Annotated in this window: 11 protein-coding genes; all 11 read right to left on the bottom strand. The window is 55.4% G+C overall.

Annotated features, from left to right (window positions below; genetic code table 11):
• Positions 1-158 precede the first annotated feature (158 nt).
• The gene (locus OZX62_RS05930; RefSeq protein WP_277175321.1) at positions 159-641 is read right to left on the bottom strand and encodes a hypothetical protein; all 483 of its coding nucleotides are present in this window, start codon (positions 639-641) and stop codon (positions 159-161) included.
• Between the two features lie 39 nt (positions 642-680).
• Positions 681-1,103, bottom strand: coding sequence for a hypothetical protein (locus OZX62_RS05935; protein ID WP_277175322.1), 423 nt, complete (start codon positions 1,101-1,103; stop codon positions 681-683).
• 328 nt (positions 1,104-1,431) lie between these two features.
• Positions 1,432-4,161: an ATP-dependent Clp protease ATP-binding subunit gene (locus tag OZX62_RS05940; RefSeq protein ID WP_277175323.1), complete on the bottom strand. Its 2,730-nt coding sequence runs from the start codon at positions 4,159-4,161 to the stop codon at positions 1,432-1,434.
• A 154-nt stretch (positions 4,162-4,315) separates the two neighbouring features.
• Positions 4,316-5,950, bottom strand: a complete 1,635-nt coding sequence (locus OZX62_RS05945) for a DUF3027 domain-containing protein (RefSeq protein WP_277177048.1) — start codon at positions 5,948-5,950, stop codon at positions 4,316-4,318.
• 214 nt (positions 5,951-6,164) lie between these two features.
• Positions 6,165-6,554: a cold-shock protein gene (locus OZX62_RS05950; RefSeq protein WP_277175324.1), complete on the bottom strand. Its 390-nt coding sequence runs from the start codon at positions 6,552-6,554 to the stop codon at positions 6,165-6,167.
• A gap of 104 nt (positions 6,555-6,658) precedes the next feature.
• Complete coding sequence (locus OZX62_RS05955) at positions 6,659-8,557, bottom strand: HAMP domain-containing sensor histidine kinase (RefSeq protein ID WP_277177049.1); 1,899 nt, start codon at positions 8,555-8,557, stop codon at positions 6,659-6,661.
• Positions 8,558-8,754: 197 nt separating this feature from the next.
• Positions 8,755-9,486 carry a response regulator transcription factor gene (locus tag OZX62_RS05960; protein WP_277175325.1) on the bottom strand — a complete coding sequence of 244 codons (732 nt, stop codon included), beginning with the start codon at positions 9,484-9,486 and terminating at the stop codon, positions 8,755-8,757.
• 151 nt (positions 9,487-9,637) lie between these two features.
• Positions 9,638-10,513 (bottom strand): TPM domain-containing protein, encoded by an 876-nt coding sequence (locus OZX62_RS05965; protein WP_277175326.1) that lies wholly within the window; start codon positions 10,511-10,513, stop codon positions 9,638-9,640.
• A 258-nt stretch (positions 10,514-10,771) separates the two neighbouring features.
• Positions 10,772-12,400: a chaperonin GroEL gene (groL, locus tag OZX62_RS05970; protein WP_277175327.1), complete on the bottom strand. Its 1,629-nt coding sequence runs from the start codon at positions 12,398-12,400 to the stop codon at positions 10,772-10,774.
• Between the two features lie 238 nt (positions 12,401-12,638).
• Positions 12,639-12,842, bottom strand: a complete 204-nt coding sequence (locus OZX62_RS05975; protein WP_277157704.1) for a cold-shock protein — start codon at positions 12,840-12,842, stop codon at positions 12,639-12,641.
• Positions 12,843-13,057: 215 nt separating this feature from the next.
• Positions 13,058-13,675 carry a LytR C-terminal domain-containing protein gene (locus OZX62_RS05980; RefSeq protein WP_277175328.1) on the bottom strand — a complete coding sequence of 206 codons (618 nt, stop codon included), beginning with the start codon at positions 13,673-13,675 and terminating at the stop codon, positions 13,058-13,060.
• Positions 13,676-13,745 lie beyond the last annotated feature (70 nt).

Genomic DNA, 13,745 nt, shown 5'->3' on the forward strand with positions numbered 1-13,745 from the left:
GCGACTTTTTATATTACGCTTGAATCAAGCCCACCTCCAAGGAGGGAAGGGAAGTGAAAGCCGGAGTGCCTGTGTCTCTCATAGGGGCCGGCTTTCGCGTTACTTACGAACTTATCTCAGTGCGTCCGATAACCAACTCCGGCGGAAGAAAAGCAAGGTCAATCGTCTTTGATGAATCCGCCTTGTGCGACCGATTTACAAGTCTGATAGTCGATTTTCCACTGTCCATCTTCCTTGGCAAAACCTAAATCGACCACTGCATCGCTTGTGAGGATAGCCGAAGAATCGGAATCTCCCTTTACCACCTTGCCTTTCTCAATACCTTGAGTAATGTGTAAGAGATTCTTATGCCAATTTTTATCGAGTCTCAACGAGCCGATTAAATCGTATTTCTTGGCTAAAGATGTATCATCCGAGCAACGTTTACTGGCATAACTCATAATTGATTTTGAATCGCCTTCATACATTTCTTTGAAAAAGTTTTCGCCCGTATCCTTGATCTTCGCTGATTCCGAGGAAGCAATGCTTTCGTTACCATGCGGCAGCGAGCCATCATCCCCACAGGCTCCTAGAGATAACGGCAAAGCAAGACAAACAACTATGCATGTCAGTAAGCGGGAAATACGTTTCGTACCGTTCATCTTTCTTCTCCTCAGTTGTATTGAAGATTCGAAAATCGTCTATTTTGTTGCTTCAAACAGCGCTTTTAAATTGGCCGTCCCGGACTGGTTGCAGCTGAGCTTGTGGTCACCAGCTTGCCCGACCTTCGATTGTGCAAATGCGAAGAGGTTCTTGCCTTTGGAATCCGGGTAGTTGAGGTCTTCGGTGCTGGCTTTCATGGGATTGCCATCGACAGTGCAGCTTTCGGCATTCATCTTTTTCAGATCATCACGATAAGCCAAAACATAAAGCGTGCCGCTTTTGGAAGCAGTAACGGTTGTCACGTCTCCGTTGGGTTTGACATCATACTTTTCCATCGCAGAGAACCTGTCGGCCACATCGCTCACACTCGGTTCCGAACTCTTGGCTCCACAACCTGCCAGACTGCCGATGCAAAGCAACGCCGCCACTATACCGATAACTCCCCGATTGCTCTTTCCCATTACCTGTACCCTTCTTTGGACACACAACTTCGTGTTGTTGTTTTCTCTTGGTTACAAGATTATCAGTCCCCCTACTCACATTTTCCAAGACTGTACCCAAAAAGTACGTTTTCGAACCTTATTTCGTGCTTTTCGCCGCAGTTACGAACCGAATCAGTGAGAAAAGCACCAAAATAGGGCCGAAATGGTGCTTTTCTCACTGATGAGCGGTTTTACTGAAGAGAAAAGCACCTTTGGGCGTCTGAATACATGAAGGCCCGACTTCTTGGACGAGAAGTCGGGCCTTTGTACAGTGAGCGCGTTATATCAGCGCTGATCTAGGTCAACATCACTCACTTGGAGTCGATGGGGTACCCGTACCATGCGCATCCGAACCAGAGTCAGCCGAGAAATCACTCGAAGCGCTTGACGGCGTATCCGTGGATGGGGCTGATGCTGGTGCCGAGGACTCAGCAACTGAAGAATCATCTGAGTCGGTAGACGAAGCGGCAGCGCTTGTATCAGCTGGCGCACCCACACCTACCAGCTCGGGCTGCTTGCCATCAGCGTTGGCCTCGTCGGCTGGCTTGGCATTCGGGTCCTCGAAGGGCACACCTTTAAAGGTGAACTCGCCCAGGATGCCTTCGCCTTCGGCGTCGACCTCCACCTTTTCGCCGTTCTTCAGGTCGCCCATCAGAATCTTCTCGGAGACGGCATCCTCAATATCGCGCGTGATGACACGACGCAGCGGACGGGCGCCGAGCAGCGGGTCGAAGCCCTTCTGCGCGAGCAGATCCTTGGCGGCATCGGTCAGCTCGATCGTCATGTGACGCTCGAAGAGACGATCGTTGAGCTGGTTCAGATCGAGATCGACAATCTGACGAACCTGCGGCTCGGTCAACTGACGGAAGACGATGATGTCGTCGAGACGGTTGAGGAACTCAGGACGGAACTGCTGCTTGAGCTCGCTGGTCACCTGGCTTTTCATCCGCTCGTAGCTCGACTCCTGGTCGTTGCCGGAGCTGAAGCCGGTGTTGGCGGCCTTGGCGATGTCCTTGGTGCCGAGGTTGGTCGTGAGGATGATGATGGTGTTCTTGAAGTCCACCTTGCGGCCCTGGCCGTCGGTCAAGTGGCCATCGTCCAGCACTTGCAACAGCGTGTTGAAGATGTCGGGATGGGCCTTCTCGATCTCGTCGAAAAGCACAACGGAGAACGGCTTGCGGCGCACCTTTTCGGTGAGCTCGCCGCCTTCTTCATAGCCGACGTACCCCGGAGGCGCACCAAAGAGGCGCGACGCGGCATACTTCTCGGAGAACTCGGACATGTCGACGCGAATCAGCGCGTCCTCGTCGTCAAAGAGGAACTGCGCCAACGCCTTGGCCAGCTCGGTCTTGCCGACGCCTGTGGGGCCGGCGAAGATGAACGAACCCGCAGGACGCTTGGGATCCTTCAAACCGACACGCGTGCGGCGAATCGAGCGGGCAAGCGCGGAAACCGCCTCGTCCTGGCCGATGATGCGCTTGTGCAGCTCGGACTCCATATTCAAGAGCTTCTTGGATTCGGCCTGCGTGAGCTTGAAGACGGGGATGCCAGTGGTCGAGGAGACGACTTCGGCGATCACTTCTTCGTCCACGACCATCTTGACGTCGCTACCGCCCTCGCGCCAGGTCTTTTCCTTCTCCTTGCGCTCGGTCTTCAGCTTCTCTTCGCTGTCTCGCAGCTCGGCGGCCTTCTCGAAGTCCTGGTCCTTGATGGCTTTGTCCTTCTCATCGGAGACCTTGGAAATTTTGCCGTCAAGCTCCTTGAGCTCCGGCGGCGCAGTGAGACGCTTGATGCGCAGACGTGCACCCGCTTCGTCGATAAGATCGATGGCCTTGTCGGGCAGGTTGCGGTCCTGAATGTAACGGGACGAAAGCTCAGCCGCAGCCTGGAGCGCGCCGTCGGTGATAGTCACCTTGTGGTGGTTCTCATACCTGCTGCGCAGACCCTTCAGAATCTCGATGGTATCCGCGATGGACGGCTCGTCAACCTGAATAGGCTGGAAGCGACGTTCGAGCGCCGCGTCCTTCTCGATATACTTGCGGTATTCGTCGGTGGTGGTGGCACCGATGGTCTGGAGTTCGCCACGAGCCAGCATCGGCTTCAGGATGTCGGAAGCGCCCAACGCGCCGTCCGCCGAACCTGCACCGACAATGGTATGAATCTCGTCGATGAAAAGCACGATGTCGCCGCGGGTCTTGATCTCCTTCAGAACCTTCTTCAAGCGTTCCTCGAAATCGCCGCGGTAACGCGAACCTGCCACCATGGAGGCAAGATCAAGCGAATAGACCTGCTTGTCCTTCAAGGTCTCAGGAACGTCGCCGGCATGAATCTTCTGAGCCAAGCCTTCGACGACAGCCGTCTTGCCGACGCCGGGTTCGCCGATCAGCACCGGGTTGTTCTTGGTGCGGCGAGAGAGCACGACCATTACGCGCTCGATCTCTTTGGCACGACCGATGACCGGGTCCAGCTTGCCTTCTGCGGCTTCCGCGGTGAGGTTGCGGCCGAACTGGTCGAGGATGGCAGAGCCGGTCTGACGACCCTTGTTCTCCACGCCGCCCGCGTTGGCCAGGTCGCCCTTGCCTTCGCCATCAGCACCACCGGAGTTGCCACGGATGAGGTCGATGGTAGAGCTGCGAAGCTCACCCAGATCGACATCCATCTTGATGAGCACCTGAGTGCCCACGCCTTCGCCCTCACGGATGAGGCCGAGCAGGATGTGCTCGGTGCCGATATAGCTATGCCCCAATTGCAGCGCTTCACGCAGGCTCAATTCCAAGACCTGCTTGGCATGAGGGGTGAACGGAATATGACCATTCGGCGCGGCGTTGCCCTTGCCGATCATTTCCTCCACCTGCTTGCGGGTATCTTCCAAAGTAACGCCCTTGGCGGCCAGCGCCTTGGCCGCGATGCCTTCGCCTTCACGAATCAGGCCGAGCAGCAGATGTTCGGTGCCGATATAGTTGTGCTGGAGGGCTTTGGCTTCTTCCTGCGCCAGTACGATCACACGCCTGGCACGGTCAGTAAACCGTTCGAACATACTTGTCCTTCCATTCTTGATAATCCATTTAACTCTACCGATTTATGGTGACGTTTATTTCATGTCGCGCGCCTATTGCGCTGAGAACGCAACAAAGGTGACACAAACGGCTAAAATCCGCTCGTTGACGGCGATTTCGTCCACAATTGCGTAATCAAGCGTTATCAGCTTCGTTTTCCTCGTCAGAGTTTTCTTCTGGGTCCGTTGCTGTAGTGGCGGTAACGTCAGTAGATTCATCCGTTTCACTACTTACGGATTCGTCAGAATCTTGGGTACTGACATCATCCGTATCGCTTGAATCGTCATTTCCCGATTCATCTTCCGCCGAATCATCTGTTTCTTTATTCGAATCAGAATCGTCTGCATCGTTAGAATCTTCCGAGTCGTCGGAGTCATCGTCTGTCACTTTGCCATCCGAATCATCGGAATCGTCAGAAACATCATCGTCCAAATCGTCACTGACTTCATCATCTGAATCATCATCTGAATCGTCGCCGACTTCATCATCATCTGAATCATCTTCAGAATCATCGTCGTCATCGCTCAAATCAATGGTGGATTCGACAGCCACATCAGCGGTGACGGCACTGCCTACCGTGCCCTTGCCAACCGTTTCGTCTTCATCATCGTCGTCGCTTTCATCATCGTCCAACGAACCGGGAACGGCATGCTCGGCGATATCATTTTCAGTCGCGGTATCTTCATCCGTCTCATCCACTTCATCGGATTCGTCCGATTCCGTACCGTCAGCGTCATCCTCCTCATCGATCGATTCGATGAGTTCGACCTGTCCACGTTCCTCGCGCGGCGCCTGAGCGATGATGTCGATATGCAAATCGTCAAACGCCGGCTTGGACTGCACCCACAGATGCGAGGGCTCCGGCTGCTCGATTTCGGAATGTTCGCCGCAACCGTGATCGAGCGAAACGACACGTCCATCGTCCGGGCTCCAGCGGTTCGCGCACACGCCGAACATGGTGTCCAGATCGCCCTTGAGCCCGATGAAGAAGGCACAGGTCGAGCAGAGGTTGCCCTCGGCCGTCTTGGTGGAAAGTGACTTCGGCCCGTGCTGCCCGTCATACCAACGTTTTGCAGTCTGCGAACGTCCAAGTGCACTCATCACATGTCGACGCGAAAGGCCGAATTGTTCGACCGTGTCTTCAAGTTCGCGGCTCAGTCCTGTCTCTGGATCGATATCAGCGTCAGACTTCACTTCACTGTCGTCACCCGCTTCACCGTCAATATTCGTTTCCGTATCAATCCTGGTTGCAGCTGATATTTCCGTTTCGGCGTTGTCGGTTGCCTCGGCGGTACTTTCCTCGCTGGCAGATGAAATATCCGATTCCTTGGAACCATTCGGTTCAACTCTGGTATCGACGACTTTCTGCCCGGAAATCGCGGAATCAGTTTGGCTCTTATTCGAAACCTCAACCGAATCGTTTTCAACGACCTCGGTCTTGCGGAACCCGTCTTCCATCCGCGGGTCGTTCGGATCGGTGCCCAGAGAATCCGTCACCGAAAGGTCGGCAGCCTCAAGCCTGTCCTTCCAAGGAATCCAGGCCGGTGCCAGCAACGAATCATCAGTGGGAACCAGCGTGGATTCGTTGACGCTCCACGAATTCATTTCTACATCGTGATAAAGCGTCACCGCCCATTGCCAGCCCTCATAGCCTTTTCTCAGACATACGAAACGAAAATCGGTGACGTTGTCGCCCAAATCGATGCTCTGCGCGAAATCCCCCACCTCTTCCGGTTCATCGGCCACAGTGAGCACCACTGATTTCGCCAAAGCGCGCGGGTCGAGCTTTGCTTCCTCCTCGGAACGCTCGGCTGCACCCTCGGCCGTTTCCGCCGTTGCGTCTGTCACCGCGTCTACGGCTACATCCGGTGTCGTATCCACAGTTACATCCGCTGCCACTTCCGCCGTCGCATCTGTCTGAGTCGCTACTTCCGCCGTCGTTTCCACCATGCTGTCTTCCGTCATTTCGCTTTCCGTTTTCTTTTCAGTCCTCGACATCGAAATCATCGGCGACAGCCCGCAACAACGTAGCCAGCTTGCGGCTTTCCCCAGGATTCGGGTAACGATGACGCCTCAAGGAATTGCCGGCCTGGTCGAGCAATTTGATCAGATCCTCGACGATGGCGGCCATATCGTCAGGCTTGGGCCTGGTGGCACGCACCACGGAAGGTGCCGGTCCCAAAACGTGCAGATCCATGGCCTGCGGGCCTTTGCGGCCGTCGACCAGAGAAAATTCGACTTTGGCACCCTTACGTAAAGTCGACGTACCTGCCGGCAATGCCGCCGCAGGTAAGAACACGTCATTGCCCTCCCCGTCGGTGATAAAGCCGTAACCTCTCTTTGAATCGAACCAACGCACTTTCCCGCTGGGCATGACACACCTCGTTCATCGTAAAACTTCTGACGGAATACCGTTTCCGCTCTGTTTTTCTTGGTCTATAACCAGTCTAGCGTAACCGCTACGCAAAGCGCGAAAGATCAGCTTGTCTTGCCCTTGTCGCGGTGCGACCACCTGCCTTGATGATTGGATTGCCGGTTCTGTTTCCTCTGCCTGCCCTGCTTTGCCTGTTTGGCTGGTTTGGTTGGTTTCCCGGCCTTGCCGGTTCTGCCAGATTTCCCGGATTTGCCAGACTTACCCGACTTCCCCGATTTGTCATTTTTCCGGCCTTGCGCTTCCCCGGTAACAGCAGGAGCCTGCGGCTCGACCGGTCCAAGAGGAAGAATAACGGTCAGTGTGAGGCCTCCCCCATTGGTGGTCGTGGTCGCATCGATGAAGCCATGGTGGGCCCGCACCACAGACTGCGCGATGGACATGCCGAGTCCGGTACCACCCTTTTGACGGGCGCGCGAAGGATCAGCGGTATAGAACCGTTCGAAAATCTGGGATTGGCGGTCCGTGGGGACGCCGGGACCATGATCCATGAAGCTGAACACGGCGTAGTTCATGCCCATGTGCATGGATTGACCGACCTCGACGGCCTCAAGGAAGTAACGCAGCGATTGCGGGTTTGAAGGCATACGTTGCAGCGATTCGGGGCTGATCGAAGCAGGAAGAATGGCCAGTCCGACCTCGACCGGTGAATCCGAAGGCGTATAGCGGTGGATGTTGCCGACGATATTGGTGATGACCTGACGCAGCCTCGAGCCGTCGCCGGTCAAAGTGACGTCCGGGAATTCGCCTTCCCTGAACACCAGATGAGCGGGTTTGTTGCCGTCCTTGGCGTTGAGTTCGAGTCTTCCGCGTCTGATGACACGATTGTTGTCGAGCGCATGCAGGTCATCGACGGCGTCCTTCAACTGTTGGGCAAGATTAACCTGCTGGGTCATGTCGATGCCGCGGCCTTCGTCAAGACGCGCGAGAGAAAGCAGATCTTCGACGAGCACGGTCATGCGTTGGCTGGAAGCCTCAATATGGTCGATGGATTCATCGGCACGTTCCAGCGCCCCCGGCAAATCGCGCTGCATATGGTAAAGCTCGGAATAGCCATGAATCGTGGCCAACGGCGTACGCAGCTCATGGCTGGCGTCGGAGACGAACTGCTTCATCTTCTCCGTGGTCTCCTGCTGCTCGCGGAAGCTTGATTCGATTCGTGCCAGCATGGCATTCAGGGATGCCGCAAGCGAGCCGACCTCAGTGTTTTCGGGAGCTGTGGGAACACGCTGGCTCAGATCGCCGGCGGCAATCTTGGCAGCGGTCTTTTCGATGCGTTTCAACGGCAGCAAGGTGCGTTGGATAATCAACGTGGCCACCACGGCACCAAGCAGGACGATGATGATACTGACGAAAATGGAGTATTGCGTCAGCGTCGAGATGATGTCGATCTGATCGGCCATCGACACGCCGATATACACCGTCATCTTCACCGTGCTGCTGCCATCCGGCCCGCGTTCCCGACCCTCTAGAGCGAGCACACGCCACGGGGCCTGGGCCACCTGCATGGTACGTTTGTCGGCTTTCACGGACGGGTTCAACTCCCGTACTTTGGCCGAAGCGGTAAACGGCTTGTCGTATTTGACATCGCCCATGGATCCGTTTGCAGGCAGCACCGGTTCGGAAACAACACTATTTCGTAATACAGGAACTAGCGGCGTTCTGATAATGACGTTGCTTTTGCTGTCACGCCATTGCATGAAGTATTCGTTTGGGCCGACGTTTTCGTTTTCATCTTTTCGACTCAGCAAATCGACATTGCTATACACCAGCTGGGCCTGATCGCGCAGCTGGGTATCGGTTTTCTGCACCAAGTAGCTGCTGACCAACTGGCGTATCGTCAGCGAAATGCCGAATGTACCGACCATCAGCAAGACGAGCGTGCAGGCGACCAGCTTGGTAGAAAGCGGCACCCCGTCGAGACGCGCAAGCCAGCGTTTACGCATTCTGGCTAACGCCGGAAACTTGCTTGGCCTGCTGCCTTTCGGCGGTTTGTGGGCTTTTGCGGGGTTGCCGGACTGACCGGGTTCGCTCTTAGCGTCGGCTGGCTCGATGAAAAGCGTATGCTCCTCCGACTCGTCCGCCCCGACGTTTGCGCCCTCCTGCGCTCCTACCGATGTCTGTACGTTCATCATCGGCCTTGTTAATCCTTCGGTTCGCGAATCATATAGCCGATGCCGCGCTTGGTCTCGATCAGCGGGGAGACCTTGTGCTTGGTGCCGTCCGGATCAGTGACGACGACTCCGTCGACCTTCTTGCGCAGGTAGGAAATATAGGATTCGACGATGGCCGCGTCCCCGCCCCAGTCGTATTGCCAGACGTGGTCCAAAATCTGGGCCTTGGAAAGTACCCGGCCTTCGTTGTCCATCAGGTAACGTAGCAGCTTGTATTCCGTGGGGCTCAGGTCGATGGCCTGCCCGGCACGGGTTACATCGTGGGAATCCTCGTTGATTTCGAGATCGCCCACGCGGATGACCGGGTCGTCCTCCACCTGCTCATGCGTGCGACGCAGGATGGCGCGTATACGCGCGACGACCTCTTCGAGGCTGAATGGCTTGGTGACGTAATCGTCGCCACCGACGGTCAGGCCCATGATCTTGTCTTGGGTGTCGTCGCGGGCGGTGAGGAACAGCACCGGTGCATCGATACCTTCCTGACGGATACGACGGGTCACGGTAAAGCCGTCGATATCAGGCAACATCACATCGAGGACGATGAGGTCGGGCTGGGTCTTCTCGATGACTTCGATGGCCTCTGTTCCGGAAGCGGCCGTAGCCACCTCGAAGCCGGAAAAATGCAAGGATGCGACCAGCAGGTCCCGAATTGACGGTTCGTCATCCACTACAACGATTGATGCTTCTATTGGTTTGCTCATAACGCTAAGGATTACTCGTCTGTCTGTATGTTTCCTGAATGCTTCCTGCACAAATTGGTCGATTCATCACTCAGCTAAATAGCTGAAAACGCATCGGCATATAAATTCATAGAAATCGAAAAGACAACAGCTTACGCAACACTATGATGCTTTATTTTTTCTTGCGATGGCGAGGCCCTTTGGTCTTGGGTTTTGCATGTTCCGCGGCACTTGAAGCATCCGTTTGCTCGGTTACGGAATTTTCGACTGCTGCTTCGCGCTTGTCTTCGCCTCTTTCCTCGCCCTCACTCTTGCCCTTGGCGGATTTGGCATGTTTGTGACCGGCAGCCTTCCGTTTGCGTAGCATGACAACCACACCAACAGCGATGAGTACCACTACTACCCCGACTGAGACGCCGATGATGATCTTCGGCTTTTTCGAAGCCTCCTGCTTGTGCAGCACCTTGATTTCATCCATCATCGCGCACGCCGAACCGGACCAATCGGGATTGTCGCCTTTTTGGATGGGCCCGAGCGCGGCTTGGGAAAGCTGGGAAACATGGTCGTTGTCTTTAAGCCAGTTGTCGGAATTGTGCGAAACTGCGACCACGAGCCTGCCGTCATTCGAGGCGACGGCGAGCAGAACGGTGTTGGCCGGCGGTTTGGTCGATTGCAGGCTCTCCCCCGCCCATTTGTCCGGATCCTTGGTGCCGGTGAAATTGGCCAGATACAGAAGTCGCACTGTCACGCCGGTCTCCTGCTTGGTCGAAGCGATCTCATCGTTGACTTTTGAGACGCTGCCGCCAAGGAGATTCTGCGGGTCGGTGACATCGGCACTAAGTTCTCCCGTTGACTGGCTTGCCGCCTGGGCCGGGCTTGCGAAACCGAGAAAAAGCGAGCCCGCGAGCATATAGACCATGGCGACAATGAGCAATGTTAAGACACGTTGGAAACCAGGTCGCGACGGGCCCTCAGGATTGGTTTTCTCGGTCAAGGAACAATTCAGGCTTTCGGCGGTATCCGTAAGAGGCAAAATACTGGCTGACATATCCACCACTCTAGCGGGCAGGTTCACCAATGAATCTTCAAGTCCGCTACGGACACAAAAGTCCGAGCGACAGGCATGCCACTAGAGAGGCTTTGAAAATACGACAAGATAGGCGCTGCGGCGACTGCAGATTACCGATTGCCCCTCACCAGCTATTTGCGCAAACAACAAGAAAGCGCCGGTACCCAAACAGATACCAGCGCTTTGCAAATCCTGACGATTCCTTACGGCTTTTCAGCTTGGGGAATCAGCTTTGGATCAGTAGCCCATGTCGGCGCCCTGACCTGCAGCCGGAGCCGGCTTCGGCTCGGGCTTGTTGGCCACCACAGCTTCGGTGGTCAGGAACAGGCCGGCGATGGAAGCGGCATTCTGGAGAGCGGAACGGGTGACCTTCAGCGGGTCGGCCACGCCGGCCTCGAGCAGGTCCTCATACTTGTTGGTCGCGGCGTTGAAGCCTTGGCCTTCAGGCAACTCGCGCACCTTGTTCAGCACGACGTCACCGGAGACACCGGAGTTCTCGGCGATCTGCTTGATCGGGGCTTCGATGGCACGGAAGACGATGGCGGCACCAGTGGCCTCTTCGTCGGTCAGAGCCTTGACATCAGCGGACTCCTCGGCCTTCTTGGCAGCCTGGACCAGTGCGACACCACCGCCGGGCAGCAGACCCTCTTCGATGGCGGCCTTCGCGTTACGAACGGCATCCTCGATGCGGTGCTTGCGTTCCTTGGCCTCGACCTCGGTAGCGGCGCCGACCTTGATGACGGCCACGCCACCGGCGAGCTTAGCAAGACGCTCCTGCAGCTTCTCGCGGTCATAGTCGGAATCGGAGTTCTCGATCTCGGCGCGAATCTGGGAGACACGAGCCTCGACATCTTCCTTGGAGCCTGCACCGGAAACGATGGTGGTCTCATCCTTGGAGACGATGACCTTCTTGGCGCGACCAAGCACAGACTGATCGATGGAGTTGAGCTTCAGACCCAAATCATCGGAAACAACCTGAGCACCAGTCAAAGTGGCGATATCCTGCAGCATGGCCTTACGACGGTCACCGAAGCCAGGAGCCTTGACGGCGCAGCAGTTGAAAGTGCCACGAACCTTGTTGACCACCAGTGTCGGCAGCGCTTCGCCGTCAACATCTTCGGCAATGATAAGCAGCGGCTTGCCGCTCTTCATCACGAGTTCGGCGATGTGAACGATATCCTCCTGGCTGGAGACCTTGCCACTGGTCAGCAGAATGTAAGGTTCGTCGAGCACTGCGGTCTGCTCGTCGTTGTTGGTGACGAAGTACGGGGAGATATAGCCCTTGTCGAAACGCATGCCCTCGGTGAAGTCGAGATCAAGACCGAAACGGCTGTTGTCCTCGACGGTCACGACACCATCCTGGCCGACCTTGTCAAGTGCTTCGGCGATCTTCTCGCCGATTTCAGGATCGCCGGCGGAAATCGTGGCGGTAGCAGCAATCTGATCCTTGGTTTCCACGTCCTTGGCCACAGAGACAAGCTGCTTGACCACAGCGTCCGAAGCCTTCTCGATGCCACGGCGCAGAGCCACCGGGTTGGATCCGGCGACCACGTTCTTCAGGCCTTCGTGCACGAGCGACTGCGCGAGCACGGTAGCGGTGGTGGTGCCGTCGCCTGCGACGTCATCGGTCTTCTTGGCGACTTCCTTGACCAGTTCCGCACCGATGCGTGCGTAAGGATCTTCGAGATCGATTTCCTTTGCGATCGAAACGCCATCATTGGTGATGGTCGGGGCACCGTAGCTCTTGTCAAGCACGACGTTGCGGCCCTTGGGACCCAGCGTGACCTTGACGGTGTTGGCGAGCTCATCGAGGCCCGCAAGCATTCCTTGGCGAGCTTCCTCGTCATATGCAATCATCTTTGCCATTGTTTCCTCCACAATTGGCTACACAGCTAATATTGACTCACCCGAAATCCTTGAAGCACGATAACCAACCGTCAGCTGCCGATTATCACTCTCAGGCTTCGAGTGCTAATTGCAAGATTAGCACTCCCACCCGTCGAGTGCCAAAATTGATGAAATTGCGCTGTTGGCATGAAAAAACGTCGGGTTCCGATTCATATGAACCGGAACCCGACGTTAAATATAGCTTTGAGCTAGCTTTTCAGAGCTTGGTGACGGTTGTCGCCTGCAGACCCTTCGGGCCCTGCTCAAACTCATATTCCACCTTATCGCCGTCGTCAAGCTTCTTAAAGCCATCACTTTGAATAGCGGAATAGTGAACGAAGACATCTTCGCTCCCGTCATCGGGGCTGATGAATCCGTAACCCTTGCCAGCATTGAAGAACTTCACGGTACCTTGTGCCATAATAACCATTCTCTCATCCGAGTGTCACGCGAAAACAATATGAGGTACTCGGCTGATTCCGAATACCACATCACGTAACATGCTTCAACTATAGACAGAACCCCAGTCAAAAACACGCAACACGCCGAGAAAATGAACAATTAAGACATAAAAAGTCAATTAACCGGTCGAATGCGGTCCTTGAATGGGGCCCGTCAAATATCGATATTATCGAATCAGTTAAGCAGCACCACGACAATCGCCTGCTGGATGCCGTTCTGCTGCTGCACGGCCTGAATGCCCAAGGTGTTCGCGACATCCTGCGCCGTGGCCTTGTCGGCATCGTTCTGATACCAGACAACGGTGGAGGAAGGAAGCGTGCCTGACGCATTGCCGGCGGTCACCTGTGTATAGCCGGCCTGATCGAGCACGGCCTTCTTTTGGGCGGCATAACCACTCGTCTGGGTGGCGTTGATGACCTGGACCGCAGTCTGCTTGTTGACCTGCTGAGCCGGCTGAGGCGCCGCTTGCTGCTGCTGATTGGTTGAATTGCTGGTATCGGACTTGGTGTCAGTATCCTGCTTGACGACCTTTTTTTTCTTGAGGGTCTTGGGAGCAGTCGTGGTCTGGGACTGAGTCTGGCTGTGTCCGGTAAAGGTTTTTTGCAACTCACCCGAGTAGAAGCCCCAAACCAAAAGACCAGCGATGATGGCAACTATGATGACAATGACATAGGGAATCGAGCGGGAAAGCAATGACGTATTGCCACGGTGAACGCCTATAGGTCCCTTCGGGGGGTTATCGAATGCGTCTTTCTGATAAGACTCATAGTTACCTCGGTCGTCGCGCGCCATAATTCTCCTCCGTATGTTCCACTACAAACAATTGCTATTAACTATAGCGTCCTCCACCGTCAAAACTTCG

The organism is Bifidobacterium sp. ESL0690, assembly GCF_029392315.1.
Classification (GTDB): Bacteria; Actinomycetota; Actinomycetes; order Actinomycetales; family Bifidobacteriaceae; genus Bifidobacterium.